Origin of the sequence: Candidatus Poriferisodalis sp., assembly GCF_965208895.1 — a bacterium.
In the GTDB taxonomy this organism is placed as follows: Bacteria; Actinomycetota; Acidimicrobiia; order Acidimicrobiales; family Poriferisodalaceae; genus Poriferisodalis.
In genome coordinates this window covers 2,131,285-2,147,266 of sequence record NZ_OZ242363.1, presented here as the reverse complement: position 1 = coordinate 2,147,266, position 15,982 = coordinate 2,131,285, and the positions used below count along the sequence as shown (strand labels likewise).

The window sequence follows — 15,982 nt, the reverse complement described above, 5'->3', positions numbered from 1 at the left end:
CCCCGGTTCTGGCCCGTCTCCGGCGGGCCTACTGTGCGGTTCGATGCCCGCTCCCAACATCGTGCTGGTGATGGCGGATTAGCTCGCGCCGCACTTCACCGGCACCTACGGCCACCCGCTGGTCCAGACGCCGTCGATGGACTCGATCGCCGAGCGGGGCGTCCGGTTCGACGCGGCGTACTGCCCCTCGCCGCTGTGCGCGCCGTCGCGTTACTCGATGATGACCGGCCGCCTCCCGTCGCAGATCGGCGCGTGGGACAACGCCGCGGAGTGGAGCGCAGCCGCACCCACCATCGCCCACTGGCTGAACCTCGCGGGCTACCGGACGGTGCTGTCGGGAAAGATGCACTTCGTCGGCCCCGATCAGCTGCACGGCTTCAGCCGGCGCCTCACCACCGACATCTACCCGGCCAACTTCGCGTGGACGCCCAACTGGGATGCCGCCGGCGAGCGGATCGGCAAGTGGTACCACAACATGGACAGCCTTTCTGGGGCCGGCCAGGCACTCGCCACTTACCAGATGGACTACGACGACGAGGTGGGCTTCGCCACCCGCCGCTGCCTGTACGACCTGGCACGCGAACCCGACGATCGCCCGTTCTTCCTGGCGGTGGCCTTCATCCACCCTCACGACCCTTACGTGGCGCGCCCCGAGTGGTGGAACCTCTACGACCACGACGAGATCGACCTGCCCGGGCCGATGCCCGCCGAGCTGGACCCTCACACCGTGCGCATCCGAGCGGGCATCGAGGCAGACACCGTCGGATGGACCGACGAGCAATGCCGCAACGCCCGTCACGCGTACTACGCCAACACGAGCTACTTCGACTGGTGGCTGGGCGAGCTGCTGGCCGTGCTGGACGAGACCGGCCATGCCGACGACACCGTGGTCATCGCGACCAGCGATCACGGCGACATGCTCGGCGACCGGGGCGCCTGGTTCAAGATGTCGTTCTTCGAGCGCTCCGCCCGCGTCCCGCTGGTGATGGCGGGCCCGGACATCGAGCAGGGCACCGTGCCCAATGTGTGCTCGCTGCTGGACCTGGCGCCGACGCTGCTGGACATCGCAGGGGCCGACATCGCAGCGGGTCCGCTCGGCGAATTGGGTGCACCGCGCGACGGTCGCAGCCTCTGGCCTGCTGCCACCGGGGCTGCAGACCCGATCGACGAGACCGTAGGCGAGTACATGGGCGAGCTGACGTCCCATCCCATGTTCATGATCCGTCGCGGCCACTACAAGTACATCCACTGCGACACCGACCCACCGCAGCTCTATGACCTGGCCGACAACCCCGCCGAGCATCACAACCTCGCCGGCTCAGCCGATCTGGCGGACGTGACGTCTGCATTCGCGCACGAAGTGACCCAGCGCTGGAACTCGACCGCGATTCGCGAGCAAGTGCTCGCCTCCCAGCGGGCCCGCCGGGTCGTTCATGCTGCAGCACCGCAAGGCTGGGACTACGCGCCGCCCCGAGATCCGTCCAACGAGTACATCCGCGATCACATGGACTGGGCCGAAGCGGGCCCCAAGCTGCGCTACCCCGCGAGCAGCTGAGCCGGCTGCCACAGATGTCACAGCGGAGGAGGCGGCAGGGAACTCTGCGACGTTGCGACCTGCCGGATCGCGGGAGCAGAGGGCCCTGCCGCCTCCGCAGCGGGCGCACGTTCTCGAGCAACGCCACAGCTCGCAACGCTGCGGAAACACTTCGGCAACAGCGCCGACCCGCGCTGTGCATCGAGCGGTCATGTCGAGGTGACTCCCGCGCAACACGGCGTTTCTAGGTTCGCCCCGTCAGCCATTCATCGGGATCCGAGTCCTAGGAGATTCGCCATGAAACGCAAGCTCTTCGTCATCGTCGCGGGCGCCGTCGGCGGCCTGTTCCTGTTTGCCGGTCCAGCCGGCGCACAGGACGAATCGCTGTCCGCCGAGATGGTGCAGGCAGTCATGGACAACCTGTGGGTGTTCATCGCCGGCGTGCTCGTCTTCTTGATGCAGGCCGGCTTCGCCATGCTCGAGTCGGGCCTGACCCGCTCGAAGAACGTGGCCAACATCATGGCCAAGAACCTGGCCGATGCGTCCATCGGCATCCTGGCGTTCTTCCTAGTCGGCTACGGCCTCGCCTACGGCGGCGACGGCAACAGCGCATTCGGCTGGGGCTCGTTCGCATTGTCGGGCGTCGACCTGTTCGACATCTCCGAAGGCCTGTCGGGCTCGACCGACTTCTTCTTCCAGGCCGTATTTGCGGCCACAGCGGTCACCATCGCCTCGGGCGCCATGGCCGAGCGCACGAAGTTCAGCACCTACCTCATCTTCAGCCTCGTGACCACGGCGATCATCTACCCGATTGTCGTGCACTGGACCTGGGGCGGCGGCCTCATTGCCAACATCTCCATCGGCGACGCCGTTTACAGCGACTTCGCCGGTTCCACCATCGTCCACAGCGTGGGCGGCTGGATGGCCCTCGTCGGTGCATGGATGCTCGGTCCGCGCCTCGGCAAGTACGCCCCCGACGGGACGTCGCGCAACATTCCGGGCCACAACGTGACGCTCGCCATCTTGGGCGTGTTCATCCTGTGGTTCGGCTGGTTCGGCTTCAACCCGGGCTCAGAGCTCGCAGCCGATGAATACGTGATGTTCGTGGCGCTCAACACCGTGCTGGCTGCGTGCGCCGGCGTCATCGGCGCCACAGCGCTGAACTGGCTGCGCAGCGGCCGTCCCGACGTGCCGATGGCCGGCAACGGTGCACTGGCCGGCCTGGTCGGCATCACCGCTGGCTGCGGCACGATGACGCCCTGGGGCGCCATCGTCACCGGATTCATCGCGGGCCTCATCGTGGTGCTGGTCGTCGGCTTCGTCGACCGCAAGCTGAAGATCGACGATCCCGTCGGTGCCTTCGCCGTTCACGGCGCAGCAGGCATGTGGGGGACACTCGCCATCGGCCTGTTCGCCCGCTACGACGATGCCTTCCTGGGCCGCGAGAACGCCGGCCTGTTCTACGGCGGCGGCATCGAGCAGCTCGTTGTGCAGTTCCTGATGGTGGTGATCGTGGCCGTCTGGGTGATCGTTACCTCGGTGATCCTGTTCGGGGTCCTGAAGGCCACCATTGGGCTGCGGGTGTCGGCGGAGGAGGAGATGGTGGGCCTTGATGTTTCTGAGCATGGGGGTCCTGGAATGGCGCTGGACGACGTGGTTTCGAGCGGCTGACACTCGGCCATGGGCTGAGTTGTCTGGCCCTTCCTTTTCTGCTGTCAGCGGGGGTCCCCGGGTTCTTGCCCGGGGACTTTCCGCGTTTGTGCGTTTGTGCGTTTGTGCGTTTGCCCGGTTGCGCCCGCTGCGGAGGCGGCAGGGCCCTCTGCTCCCGCGATCCAGCAGGTCGCAACGTCGCAGAGTTCCCTGCCGCCTCCTCCGCTGTGACATCTGTGCACTTGTCGCTGCTGTGGCATCTGTGGCTTTGTGCTGATGCTCTAGGTTCGGCTGGGTGCTGCGGCGGGTGCTCTCGAATTTTGTTCGGGGGTTGGCTATGGGGGCTGCCGATGTGGTGCCTGGGGTGTCGGGTGGCACCTTGGCGCTGTTGCTGGGGATCTATGACCGGCTGGTGGGGCAGGTTGCGCACCTGAGTACTGCTGCGGGGCTGTTGCTGCGCGGACGCCTCCGAACGGCGCTCGGGATGGTCGGGCGGGCTGAGTGGGGGTTTCTTGTTCCGCTGGCGGTGGGCATCGGTGTTGCCATTGTTGGGCTTGTTGAGGTGGTTCGGTGGTTGATTGATGAGCAGCCTGTGGGGCTTTCTGCGGCGTTCTTTGGTCTTGTTGCTCTGACCGTGGTGACCACCCGGGTGCAGGTGGGACAGTGGCGGGTCGGGCTTGTGGCCGTGTTTGTTGTGGTTGCGGTTGCTGTTTTCTTCTTGCTGGGGGTTCGTGCTGGCAGCGTTTCGGATCCGGCTGGCTTGGTGATTGTTGGCGCTGGTGCGCTGGCGATTTGCGCCATGATCCTGCCTGGGATCTCGGGTGCCTTTGTGCTGTTGCTGCTGGGGCTGTATGACCCGATCACCGAGGCTGTGTCTGAGCGAGACTTCGGCACCGTGTTGCTGTTTGGGCTGGGAGCGGTGATTGGGCTGGGATTGTTCTCGCGGCTGTTGGCGCGGTTGCTGGATCGCTGGCGGGATGCGATGATCGCTGTGCTGATGGGGCTGATGGCTGGCTCGTTGCGGGTGCTTTGGCCATGGCCGGTCGGTGATGCAGATTCGGGTGGTTTCGGGAACGCGGAGCTTGGCGCACCGCTCGCGTCGGACCTCGTGGTGGCTGTGATCGCTGCCGGGGTGGCAGCCCTTGTTGCGGTCGGACTGCACCGCGTGGGCACCCGGCACGAGACCGCGTAGAGAGGCCTCACCGTCGTTTCGCTGAACAGTTGCGCTACCGTCCGGCGCTGTCCGTGTTGGCGCCGCGACCTTCTGTACTGCAGTGCTGGCGCTGGGTACCCCTGATCTCTATGGCCACTTCTCTCGTCATCGTCGAGTCGCCCGCGAAGGCGCGCACGATCTCGCGCTTTTTGGGCGACGAGTACGTGGTGGAGTCTTCGGTGGGCCACATCCGGGACTTGCCTCGCAATGCCTCCGAGGTGCCTGCCGCCTACAAGTCCGAGTCGTGGGCGACGCTGGGCGTCAACCCCGACGACGGCTTTAAGCCGGTCTACGTGGTGACGGCGCGTGATCAGGTGCGGCGGTTGAAATCGCTGCTGCGCGACGCCGACGAGCTGTATCTCGCCACCGATGAGGACCGCGAGGGCGAAGCCATCGCTTGGCACCTGCTCGAGGTGCTGAACCCGCAGATCCCAGTGCGCCGCATGGTGTTCCACGAGATCACCGCCGCCGCCATCCGCGCGGCCATCGACAACCCGCGTGACCTCGACCGGCGGCTGGTTGATGCGCAGGAGGCTCGGCGCATCTTTGACCGTCTCTACGGCTATGAGGTCTCGCCGGTGCTGTGGCGCAAGGTGGCGCCGCGGCTGTCCGCGGGGCGGGTTCAGAGCGTGGCCAACCGTCTCATCGTGGAACGCGAACGCGAGCGCATGGCATTTCGGGCTGCTGAGTACTGGAGCATCACTGCGACGCTTGACACTGGGTCGGGCGCGGCGGCCGGCGGCACGGGTGGCGGCGACGCGGCTGCCGGTGCCCGCAGCGGTGCGGCGCCTGGTGCGTCTCGCTCGGCGGAGCGGTTTGATGCTTCGCTGGTTTCGTTGAACGCGCAGCGGGTTGCTACCGGCCGTGATTTCAACCAGCAGGGTGAGCTGCGCTCGGGTGACATCGCTGTGCTTGACGCGGGTGCTGCGGCGTCGCTTGCTGACGCTCTCACCGGGGCGCCGTTCACTGTGAGCTCCCGGGAGTCCAAGCCTTACCGGCGCCGACCGTCGGCACCATTTATCACCTCCACCTTGCAGCAGGCTGCTGGTGCACGGCTGGGCTTCTCGGCCTCGCGCACCATGGCGGCTGCCCAGCGGCTGTATGAAAACGGCCGCATCACCTACATGCGCACCGACAGCACCACGCTGTCGGCTCAGGCGCTCGACGTGGCTCGGCGCATCGTCGCGGGTCGCTATGGCAGCGAGAACCTCCCGCCCAAACCCCGCACCTATACCCGCAAGGTCAAGAACGCTCAGGAAGCGCACGAGGCGATCCGCCCCGCCGGCGAGAGCTGGCCCGCTCCCGGCGGCGTCGACGACCTGGGGGGCGATGCGTCGCGCCTCTACGACTTGGTGTGGCAGCGCACCGTCGCCAGCCAGATGATCGACGCCACCGGCGAGACCGTCACCATCAAGCTGGTGGGCACTGCCGTATGCGACCTGGCGCCTGCCCTCGCGCCGGCCAACGGGGCCGGACCGGGTCGCCACAGCGTCGAGCTGTCCGCCGCTGGGACGGTGGTGCGCAGCCCGGGCTTCCGGCTGGTGTACGCACCGCCTCCCACCGGCACCGACGAGGAGCCCGAGCGCATCCTGCCCGACATCGACGCCGGCGATTCGGCCACTGCGGTCTCGCTCGAGCCCGCTTCCCATAACACGAGCCCGCCAGCCCGCTTCACCGAGGCGTCGCTGGTGCGGCGGCTCGAGGAACTCGGCGTCGGCCGCCCAAGCACCTACGCCAGCATCATCGAGACCATCCAGGCGCGTGGCTATGTGTGGAAGAAGGGCTCCTCGCTGGTGCCGGCGTTCACGGCGTTCGCCACGGTGGGCCTGATGGAGCGGCACTTCGACCGCCTGGTCGACTATGCGCTGACGGCCCGCATGGAGGAAGACCTCGACGAGATCGCGAGCGGCGAGCGCGATGCGGAGCCTTGGCTGACCGAGTTCTACTTCGGCGACAAGCAAGCGCCCACGTCCGAGGCGGCGGGCGGCTTGCGCTACCTCGTTTCCGATGACCGGCTGGCAGACATCGACGCGGCGCAGATCAACAGCATTCCCATCGGCATCGACGACGAGGGTGAGCCGGTGGTCGCCCGGGTGGGCCGATTCGGCCCGTACCTTCGACGCGGCGACGCCACCCGGCCGCTGCCCGACGACCTTGCGCCCGACGAGCTGACGATCGAACGAGCACTCGCGTTGCTCGACGAACCCACCGAGCGCGTGCTGGGCACCGACGCCGACACCGGCCTCGACATCATCGTGCGGCCGGGCCGGTTCGGCCCCTACGTCTCGGTGGGGCGGCCCGACGAGGTCGACGAGCGCCCCCGCACGGCATCGCTGCTGAGCCATCACACACCCGAGACGATCACGCTCAACGACGCCCTGCAGCTGCTCACGCTGCCGCGGACGGTGGGAGTCGATCCTGCGGACGGGGCGGAGATCACGGTTCGCAACGGGCGGTTCGGTCCGTACCTGACGAAGGCAGCGGTGGGCGAGGCCAAAGACGAGAACCGCAGCCTCGAGTCCGAAGCGCAGCTCTTCACGCTGACCCTGGAAGAAGCGCTGACGCTGCTGGCTCAGCCCCGCCGCCGGCGCGGCCAGCAAGCGGCGAATGCGGGTCGTGAGATCGGCACCGACCCCGACAGCGGCAAGCCGATGGTGCTCAGGGACGGCCGTTTCGGGCCGTACGTGACCGACGGTGAGTACAACGCCTCGCTGCGCCAGGGCGACGACGCCGAGACGCTGACCGTCGAGCGAGCGGCGGAGCTGTTGGCGATGCGACGTGCGAGGGGACCGGCCAAGAAACGTGCGGCCCGCCGCAAGCAGCCCACCAAGAAGAAGGCAGCCACGAAGAAGGCAGCCAAGAAGCGGGCGGCCAAGAAATCGCCTGCGAAGAAGAAACCGGCGAAAAAGTCAGACACTCCCGGCTCCTAGATCAAGCGCGGATTGGCAGACCTTCTCGTCGCTCTGCCTGTTGCTTCCCGCTCTTGTTCCCAATGCTCATGTGATTGGGCTCACGGGCCGCTCGGGCCACGGCTTCGCCATTTGGCTCAGCCTCCTAGCCTGCTGAGTGCCATGAGTTCGGATAGCTCGAACCCCTCGTTCGACGGCTCGGACGCGTCCGATGTTGACGCCGGGACCGGCAATGGAAGCGATGACGAGGCTCCGCGGCCCGGATTGTTCGCGGCGCCGGGATTCCTGCGCCTGTGGGTGGCGCAGGTCGTCAGCTCGTTCGGCGACTGGATCGGGCTGCTTGCCACCATCGAGGTGGCGCGGCGCATCGGCGGCGACCAGCCGGGTTCGGCCATCGCATTGGTGGTGACGGCACGGGTGCTGCCGGGTTTCTTCCTGGCGTCGGCGGGCGGCATCATCGTGGACCGTTTCAACCGCAAGCGGCTGCTGGTCATCTGCGACATCGCGCGGGCCAGCGTGCTGCTGACGATCCCGTTCATCGACCGGGTGTGGCTGCTGGTGGTGGCATCGCTGGCCCTGGAACTGGCCACCTCGCTGTGGAGCCCGGCCAAGGAGGCCATCGTCCCTAACATCGTGCCCGCCCGGCACCTCACCGCCGCCAACTCGCTGGGCCTGGTGGCCGCTTACGGCACGTTCCCGCTGGGCGCCGGCGCATTTGCCGCCATGGCGAAGCTGGGCGAGCTGATCGGCTGGACCGACATCGGCCAGGTGGAAATGTCGCTGGTCCTCGACTCGGCGACGTTCCTGATCGCTGCAGCAATCATCGCGACGCTGCCGCTCTCGTCGCACATCACCGCCGCGCACGCCAAGCGCGACTCCGGCCGCCGCATCGACTGGCGCCAAGGCTTCCGCGAGCTGCGCGAAGGCTGGGACTTCATCGCCCTCAACCCGCAAGTCCGCGCCGTGCTCGTGGGCTTGGGCACCGGCATGATCGGCGGCGGGATGCTGGTGCCGCTCGGCGCGGTCTACAACGACGAGGTGCTCGGCGCCGGCAGCGCCGGCTTCAGCTCGATCCTGGTGGCGATGGGCCTCGGCGTGGGCGGCGGGGTGGCGTTGGTGACGCTGCTGCAGAGCGCCGCGAACTATCTGGGCCGCCACTCCGCGTTGGCTGCGGAAGGGCGTGCCCGCCTCTTTGTGTTCTCGGTGTTCCTCGCCGGTGCGTCGCTGATGTTTGCCGCCTCGGCGTCCGTCACGCTGTTGGTGCTCGGGGGGGTCCTGCTGCTTGGGCTGGCTGCGGGGTCGGTGTATGTCACCGGGCTGACGCTGCTGCACGAGAACGTGGAGGAGGTGCTCCGAGGCCGCGTGTTCGCTGCCATGTACACGCTGGTGCGGTTCTGCCTGCTGATCTCGATGGCCGCGGGCGGGTTCTTGTCGGACGGCTTCCAGTGGCTCTTTGACGTCGTGTTCAACAACGAGATCTCCATCGGCGGCTCAGTGCTGGCACTCCCCGGCGTGCGAGGTGCCCTGTGGCTGGGAGCTCTGCTGATCCTGATGGCGGGCGTCCTGGCTGGGATCTCACTGCGCAGCCGACGTGGCGAGGGGCGCAGGGCGCCGCAGGCCGCAGGCAGCGCCGGGGACAGCGCATGAGTGCCCGAGGCCGCTACATCGCGCTGGAGGGCTTCGACGGCAGCGGCAAGTCAACACAGGCAGAGATGCTGGCAACCCACCTCGATGCCGTCGCCACCCGTGAGCCAGGCGGGACGCCGCTCGGCGCTTCGCTGCGTGAGGTGCTGTTGCATTCGCCGTCAGAGAATGCGCCCGCAGCGCGCACCGAAGCGCTGCTGTTTGCCGCTGATCGATCCCAGCACATCGCCACGGTGGTTGCGCCAGCACTCGAAGCGGGCCGAGACGTGGTGACCGACCGTTCCTATGGCTCGACTCTGGCGTACCAGGGCTATGGCCGGGGGTTGCCCCTCGACGAGCTGCGGTCGCTGATCGACTATGCTTCCCGCCGACCGGCGGGCGCGTCGAGCGAACTGCCCGAGATCATCCTGCCCGACGTCGTCGTGCTGCTCGATGTGCCGCTGGTCGACGCGGATCGACGTGTGCACCATCTCGATCGCGTCGGCGGCGAGCAGATGTCGTTGCTGGAGTCTGGGTCGACGGGTGAGTCGACGGCTGATCCCGAGGCGGGACAGCCCGGAAGCGACGGGCCGGATCGGCTGGAGGGCGAAGCGCTGCACTTCGCGCTGCGGGTGTGGCGCAGCTACCGCGAGCTGTGCAATGCAGAACCTGATCGCTGGGTCCGCGTGGATGCCGCCGGCAGCGTCAGCAAGGTTGCCGAGCGGGTGCGTGCGGCGGTTGCCGAGCATCCCGCGATGGCGGATTGAGGCGTTCGCGGTGGCATCGAGAGCCGGCGGCCCATCCGATACCGAGAGTTCCGACGAGCCGCCTGGCGCCGAAGACCCAGCCGAGTCGACGGCCACGTCTGAGCCGCCTCGCGCAGCCGAGCCCGCCCCACTGTCGCTGTTCGACTTCGGAGACGAGCCTGCCGCTGCGCCACCCCCCACTCCCGATCCGTCGCCGCCGGAGCCCGCATCCAAGCCCGCGTCCGCTGCTGACGTCCCAGCCGGCCCCGTGGTCGCGCCGCCCCCGGTTCAACCTGACCGGTCGAAGCCGGCGGCTGAATCGACGCCAGCCTCAGCCGAGCGTGCAGCGGCCACCCCTGCCGCGGATGAGCCCCCGGTCCCCCCTGCCCGATCGTCGCTCGATGAGTCGCCGACCGACGAGCCGCCGGTCGGCAACCTGCTCGACGGCATCGCCGGTCAGCCCGCAGCCGTTGACCGCCTGCGGGCAGCGCTTGCCTCGCCGCTGCCGGCGTACCTGTTCGTCGGCCCCGCGGGGGCCGGGCTGCGCAGCGCGGCCTGCCGGTTTGCGGGCGAACTGCTGGCGGCGCGCAGCGCGACCCCCGAGCGTGAGCGTCGCCTTGCGCTCGCCGAGCAACATCCCGACCTGCTCGTGTTCGACCGTGTCGGCGCAGCTATGACGGCTGGGCAGGCTCGCGACGCCGTGCGCGCCGCCGCTGCAGCGCCCGTGTCCGGCGAGCAGAAGGTCATCGTGCTCAACGACGTCGACCGCGCCGCGCAGAGCGCGCCGATCCTGCTCAAGTCGGTCGAGGAGCCACCGCCGTCGACGGTGTTCGTGCTGCTCGCCGAAGAGGTCAACCGGTCGATGGAGACGCTGGCCTCGCGCTGCGCACGCGTCGACTTCGAGGCCTTGGGCGAAGCAGACCTGCACGCAATCCTCATCGCCGATGGCGTCGAGGCTGGCCGTGCCGGCTTCGCCGCGGCCGCGGCCGGTGGCTCGATCGATCGTGCCCGCCTGCTCGCCTCCGACGACGACGCTGCTGCGCGGATCGAGGCGTGGCGAGGGCTGCGGGGTTCGCTGAACGGCACCGCGGCCGCGGCGATGGCCGCTGCGGACGCTGCGCTGGAGGCGACCGAGCAGGCAGCAGCACCCCTCGAAGCCCGTCACGAGGCCGAGCGTGCGGCAGCCGACGAGCAGGCCGAGCTGTACGGGACGAACGTCGGCCGCAGCTCGCTCGACGAGCGCCACCGGCGCGAGCTGCGCCGCGTGCGCACCGACGAGCTGACGATGGGACTAGCAGTGCTGGCCGCACAGATCCGCGACGAAGCCAGCAGCGGCAGCCTGCGGCCCGAGCCGGCCGCGGGGCAGCTCCAAGCCGTCGGCGACGCAGCCGAAGCACTGCGCTTCAACGCGAACCAGCGATTGGCCCTGGGCTGCCTGTTCATCCGCCTCGGCCTCCGGGGCCGTTAGCGCGAGCCGGCCGGGCGCAGCCGCCAAGCTGGCGGGAGGCAGCCGGCGAGCCCGAGGTGGGGATTGAACCCACGACCTGCTCTTTACGAGAGAGCCGCTCTGCCACTGAGCTACTCGGGCAATTCGGCGGCTCACGGTACCAGCGTGCAAAGGCCCAACACGAAGGGGCTTCGCCCTCGATGACCACTACTATTCCCGCCATGAACCTCCTTGCTGCGCAGGTCTGGCACTACTGGCTGGCGGTCCCGCTCACCGTGGTGACAGTGCTGACCGTCTTCAAGCTGGTTGCGGGCTATGTGCAAAAGGTGGTTGCTCCGCGCTACCCCAAGCGCTGAGCCGCAAGGTGACCGACCCCGCCGACGAGCACGTCGACTGGGACTTGGCGCGCCGCATCGCGGTGCGGGTGGCGGGCACCGAACCGCTGTACCAGTCCTATCTTGCTGAGCCCCTGCGCAAGGACTTCGCCAGGTTCGTGCCGGTCGCTGCTGAGCTGGTCGCCATCGAGACCGGGCTGGAAACGCCTGGCGAGGCTCACGCAGAGGTCATCGACCGGGCTGGCTGGATTGACGCCAACATCGCAGCGTTCCGGAGACTGCTGCAGCCGCTGCTGGGCGCACCGGCCGACACTGCGCAAGCCGACACTGAAGAACCGGCGGAGCCCTCACGCGTGACGCGCACGGTCGGAGCGGTCGAGCTGGGTTCGGTGCTGGGCTGGATGGCACGCAGGGTGCTCGGCCAGTACGACCTGCTGTGGGCATCAGACGATGCTGGCGACTCGCGTGGCGACACGGTCGGCGACACCGTCTACTTCGTCGGCCCGAACATCTTGGTGACCGAGAAGCGCTTCGCATTCGTCCCCTCCCAATTCCGGCTGTGGCTTGCGCTGCACGAACTGACGCACCGCTCGCAGTTCACCGGCGTCCCCTGGCTGCGGCCGCATTTCCTGCAGCTCGTGAACGGGCTGGTCGACGAAGCCCAGCCCGATCCCGAACGCCTGCGCGACGGCCTTCGCACGCTGATGACCCAACGCCGCAGCAATTCGGGTCCAAGCAAGTCGAGCGGCAGCAATTCGGGTCAACCGGGCCAGGACCTGCTGGGCGAAGGGGGGCTCGCCGCAGTGTTCGCCACCGAGCACCAGCGCGGCCTGATCGCCCAGGTCGGCGGCATGATGAGCTTGGTGGAAGGGCACGGCGACGTCACCATGGCGCGAGCCGCCCGCGGCCATATCCCCGACGCTGACCGCTTCGCCGTGGTGATGCAGCACCGGCGCCGCAACGTGCGCGGCATGGCCCGCCTGATCCAGCGCTTGCTGGGGATCGAGGCCAAGCTCGCCCAGTACCAGGCCGGCGAAGACTTCATCGCCAGGATCGAGGCCGAGCGGGGCCCTCGTGCGGTGGACCGGATCTGGGAACGCGTCGAGCACCTGCCGTCTATGGCCGAGATCCGCGACCCCCAAGCCTGGCTGGAGCGTGTCCCCGCCGCCTGACCGCTCCGCCCGGACCCCGCCCGACGCGGGGGACGGGACTGCGCCGCCGCGTTCGGAGCGTCGGCTGTCTTCGTGCAGCGACGCCGCTTCCGGCGCGCCGGAGAACCCCGACGAGATCGACCGCTTGGTGGACCGCTGCACATTCGGTGACGTCGCGCGCCCCGAGCTGGTCTGCGCGGTGTCGGGCGGCGCGGATTCGGCCGCGCTGCTCACCCTGGCCTGCCGTTTCGCGCAGCGCAACGACTCGGCCGCGACAGCAGTCACCGCCATCCATGTGGGCCACGGGCTGCGGCCTGCAGGAGCGGCCGAAGCGGCGCAGGTCGAGGCGCTGTGCGATCGACTCGGAGCGGGCTTCCGCGTCGTTCAACTCGACCTTGCGCCGGGAGCCAACCTGCAGGCGCGAGCTCGCGAGGCCCGCCACGCCGCCGTGGGGCCCGACGCGCTGCTGGGTCACACCGCCGACGACCAGGCAGAGACCATGCTGCTGCACTTGCTTCGCGGCGGAGCACTCGATGCGCTCGCTGCCATGCGGGCCGACCGGCGGCCGCTGCTGGGACTACGACGCAGCGAGACCGAACGTGTCTGCGAGCTGGCGGGCTACGAACCAATCCGTGATCCCTCCAACGCCGATCCTCGCTTCTGGCGCAGCCGCGTGCGCCACGAGGCGATGCCGCTGCTGTGCGACATCGCCGGGCGCGATGTGGTGCCCCTGCTGGCGCGCGGATCCGCGCTGGCAGCCACCGAGGCGGACCTGCTCGATGTGCTGGCCGCCGACATCGACCCCACCAGCGCGTCCGAGCTGCGGTCTGCGCCGGTGGCGCTGGCCCGGCGATCCATCCGGGCATGGCTGCGCACCGATCATCCGCCCGATGCCCGCACCGTCGACCGGGTGCTCGAGGTGGCCCGCCACACTCACCGCGCGACCGAGGTCGGCGGCGGCCGTCGGGTCACCAGATCAGCCGACCGGCTGCGCCTCGAGAGCTGAGCGCTTCGCCGCGACCGCACCACAGATGTGTCGCAGGCGCTAGGTTCGACTCACGTGACACCCGCGCCGGGATCGCCGAGCACCCCCAGCGACCTCGACTCCATGCTCGCCGGCGACCCCGCCGTCGGGGAGGTGCTGGTCTCGGGTCCCGAGATCGCCGAGCGGGTTGTCGAGATGGGCGCGCAGATCACTGCCGACTACGCGGGCCGCGAGCCGCTGCTCGTCGCGGTCCTCAAAGGCGCCGTGATGTTCGCGTCCGATCTCAGCCGGGCCATCGACCTGCCGGTCGAGATGGACTTCATGGCCGTGTCGTCGTACGGCAGCAGCACCCGTTCGAGCGGTGTCGTTCGCATCCTCAAGGACCTCGACATCGACATCGCGGGGCGCGACGTCATCTTGGTGGAGGACATCGTCGAGAGCGGTCTGACGCTGTCGTACCTGCGTCGCAGCCTGCTCGCCCGCAGCCCCGCCAGCCTGGCGGTGTGCTCGCTGCTGACCCGCGAGCACAACGGCAGCCTGAACGGCCTCGTCGACTACATCGGATTTCGCCTGCCGCCCGTGTGGGTCATCGGCTACGGGCTGGATCTGGCCCAGAAGTACCGTAATCTGGCCGAAATTCGCGCCTACGACGCCTCCGCCGCCCAAAGCGCCTGAAACTCGATTGGGCGGATCGTGCAGGGCCGGACCGGCACCGATAAATTCGGCTGTGAGCACGCACTGAGGCATTGCGGGCGTCGGTGACACACTGGCGTACTGCGAGCGTCCGGTGACGCTGCGAAGCACTGCAAGCGTCAGTGACGCTGCGAGGGACGGCGAGCTATGAGAGGGAAGTGGGCGGAAGGCATTCAGCCCCGCAACTTCAACTGGGTTGTCGCCGAGCGCCTCGCGGTGTGCGAGCGTCCTGGCGGCTATGGCGCCAGCCACCGACGCGTCCGCCGCCAGGAGGAAATCATCTGGCTGCGCCGCAACGACTTCGACACCGTCGTGTCGCTCATCTCCGCGCCGCACAATCTGCACAACTACGACGAGCTCGATATGCCGTACCTGCACCGGCCGTGGCCCAACGTTGACGGCCTGGGTGACTACCTGGAATCAGTCCACGACGACTTGGAACGGCTGGCCACCGAGGGCAAGCGCGTGATCCTGCACAAGGAGCGCGTCGGCGAGGACGTTTGCGGGTTCGTGGCCTCGTACCTGCTGCTGTCGGGCAAGGTGCCCACCGGTCCGCAGGCGACGGCCATCACCGAGCGGATCTTCGGCCAGCGAGTCGGGCCCGAGGGGCGCCGCGTCGTCGATGTGGCACTCGGCATTCTCGCTGAACGCGGCGCAGCAAGCTGAGCACACCGGTGCCAGCATCAGATAGCGACCGCGACCGCTGTGTTGATGATGCGTTCGCCGCGAGCGACCGCATTGTCAATGATCCGGTCGCCACGAGCGACCGCATTGAGCTGCGTGACCTGCGGGTGACGTGCGTGATCGGGGCGCTGGCGCACGAGCGCACGGCGCCGCAGCCGCTCAGCATTGACGTCGATCTCTACGCAGATCTGAGCCCCGCAGGCGCCGCTGACGACCTGAGCCTCACCGTCGACTACGGCGCTGCGTGCGACCGCATCGTGGCGCTGTGCGAAGAGTCCCAGCCGCTGCTGCTTGAACGGCTGGCCGAGCTGATCGCTGCAGAACTGTGCGGCATCGACGCCGTTACCGCGGCCACGGTGACCGTTACCAAGCTGCGCCCGCCCGTTGCAGCCGACCTCGGCACCAGCGCGGTGCGCATCACCCGTCACCGGGCGTGAGGCGGCATGCCCACCGGGCGTGAGCCGGTGAACGAGCCCCGCGTGCGGGCGTTCGTGGGGCTGGGCGCCAACATCGGCAATCCCGCAGCACAACTGGCTGATGCACTCGCGTCGCTGGATGCCGCCGGAGTCCTGGTGGCCCCCTCGGGCGTGTACCGCAGCGCGCCCATCGGCCCCGATCAGCCCGAGTTCCTGAACCTGGTGGCCGAGTTGGCCGTTTCAGATGGTCCGTACGAGTTGCTGGCCCGCTGCCAGGCCCTCGAGGCCGCGGCACGCCGGGTGCGGGGCGAGCGCTGGGGGCCCCGCACGCTGGACGTCGACGTGCTGCTCTTCGGCGAAGTAGCGATGGGTGATTCCGAGCTGCAGATCCCGCATCCACGCATGCGCGAGCGCCGATTCGTGCTCGACCCGCTGGCCGAGCTCGCACCCGAACTAGTCACCCTCGGCGACGTGACGGCGGTCGCGGACCAAGACTGCGAGCGCATCGGAAGCGTCGAGCTGCTGTACCAGCTCGCCGCCGCACCACCGTCAAACGAGGACTGAGGACTCGACCCGGAAAGCACACATGCCAGAGC

13 protein-coding genes, 1 tRNA gene and 1 pseudogene are annotated in these 15,982 nt (G+C 68.5%); 14 read left to right on the top strand and 1 reads right to left on the bottom strand.

Features of this window, described 5'->3' with window-relative positions; all coding sequences use genetic code 11:
• Window positions 1-43: 43 nt before the first annotated feature.
• The 7 genes and pseudogenes from betC (at window position 44) to ACOGJB_RS09655 (ending at window position 11,143) form a co-directional block, all read left to right on the top strand.
• Window positions 44-1,555, top strand: a pseudogene (gene betC, locus ACOGJB_RS09685) (choline-sulfatase).
• Window positions 1,556-1,831: 276 nt separating this feature from the next.
• Complete coding sequence (locus tag ACOGJB_RS09680; protein WP_419840598.1) at window positions 1,832-3,205, top strand: ammonium transporter; 1,374 nt, start codon at window positions 1,832-1,834, stop codon at window positions 3,203-3,205.
• 316 nt (window positions 3,206-3,521) lie between these two features.
• Window positions 3,522-4,376 carry a DUF368 domain-containing protein gene (locus ACOGJB_RS09675; RefSeq protein WP_419840597.1) on the top strand — a complete coding sequence of 285 codons (855 nt, stop codon included), beginning with the start codon at window positions 3,522-3,524 and terminating at the stop codon, window positions 4,374-4,376.
• Window positions 4,377-4,486: 110 nt separating this feature from the next.
• A complete protein-coding gene (gene topA, locus ACOGJB_RS09670; RefSeq protein ID WP_419840596.1) occupies window positions 4,487-7,327 on the top strand; it encodes a type I DNA topoisomerase in 2,841 nt (946 codons plus the stop codon).
• A 141-nt stretch (window positions 7,328-7,468) separates the two neighbouring features.
• The gene (locus ACOGJB_RS09665; RefSeq protein ID WP_419840595.1) at window positions 7,469-8,953 is read left to right on the top strand and encodes an MFS transporter; all 1,485 of its coding nucleotides are present in this window, start codon (window positions 7,469-7,471) and stop codon (window positions 8,951-8,953) included.
• On the top strand, window positions 8,950-9,696 hold the full coding sequence (tmk, locus tag ACOGJB_RS09660; RefSeq protein WP_419840594.1) for a dTMP kinase: 747 nt from the start codon (window positions 8,950-8,952) through the stop codon (window positions 9,694-9,696). Before ACOGJB_RS09665 ends, tmk begins: the two co-directional genes overlap by 4 nt.
• Before the next feature lie 10 nt (window positions 9,697-9,706).
• Window positions 9,707-11,143 carry a hypothetical protein gene (locus ACOGJB_RS09655; protein ID WP_419840593.1) on the top strand — a complete coding sequence of 479 codons (1,437 nt, stop codon included), beginning with the start codon at window positions 9,707-9,709 and terminating at the stop codon, window positions 11,141-11,143.
• A gap of 48 nt (window positions 11,144-11,191) precedes the next feature.
• Here the strand turns inward: ACOGJB_RS09655 and ACOGJB_RS09650 are convergent.
• A tRNA-Thr gene (locus ACOGJB_RS09650) sits at window positions 11,192-11,263 on the bottom strand.
• An 80-nt stretch (window positions 11,264-11,343) separates the two neighbouring features.
• On the opposite strand from ACOGJB_RS09650, the gene ACOGJB_RS09645 reads away from it, so the two are divergent.
• The 7 genes from ACOGJB_RS09645 to folK all read left to right on the top strand — a co-directional run bounded on the left by ACOGJB_RS09645 (window position 11,344) and on the right by folK (window position 15,950).
• Window positions 11,344-11,478, top strand: a complete 135-nt coding sequence (locus tag ACOGJB_RS09645) for a hypothetical protein (RefSeq protein ID WP_419840592.1) — start codon at window positions 11,344-11,346, stop codon at window positions 11,476-11,478.
• A gap of 8 nt (window positions 11,479-11,486) precedes the next feature.
• The gene (locus ACOGJB_RS09640) at window positions 11,487-12,629 is read left to right on the top strand and encodes a zinc-dependent metalloprotease (RefSeq protein ID WP_419840591.1); all 1,143 of its coding nucleotides are present in this window, start codon (window positions 11,487-11,489) and stop codon (window positions 12,627-12,629) included.
• Window positions 12,613-13,614, top strand: a complete 1,002-nt coding sequence (tilS, locus tag ACOGJB_RS09635) for a tRNA lysidine(34) synthetase TilS (protein ID WP_419840590.1) — start codon at window positions 12,613-12,615, stop codon at window positions 13,612-13,614. The genes ACOGJB_RS09640 and tilS overlap by 17 nt, the downstream gene beginning before the upstream one ends.
• A 102-nt stretch (window positions 13,615-13,716) precedes the next feature.
• The gene (gene hpt / locus ACOGJB_RS09630) at window positions 13,717-14,268 is read left to right on the top strand and encodes a hypoxanthine phosphoribosyltransferase (RefSeq protein WP_419840708.1); all 552 of its coding nucleotides are present in this window, start codon (window positions 13,717-13,719) and stop codon (window positions 14,266-14,268) included.
• Window positions 14,269-14,433: 165 nt separating this feature from the next.
• Complete coding sequence (locus ACOGJB_RS09625) at window positions 14,434-14,952, top strand: hypothetical protein (protein ID WP_419840589.1); 519 nt, start codon at window positions 14,434-14,436, stop codon at window positions 14,950-14,952.
• Between the two features lie 8 nt (window positions 14,953-14,960).
• Window positions 14,961-15,407, top strand: coding sequence for a dihydroneopterin aldolase (gene folB, locus ACOGJB_RS09620; RefSeq protein ID WP_419840588.1), 447 nt, complete (start codon window positions 14,961-14,963; stop codon window positions 15,405-15,407).
• 6 nt (window positions 15,408-15,413) lie between these two features.
• Complete coding sequence (gene folK / locus ACOGJB_RS09615) at window positions 15,414-15,950, top strand: 2-amino-4-hydroxy-6-hydroxymethyldihydropteridine diphosphokinase (RefSeq protein ID WP_419840587.1); 537 nt, start codon at window positions 15,414-15,416, stop codon at window positions 15,948-15,950.
• Window positions 15,951-15,982 lie beyond the last annotated feature (32 nt).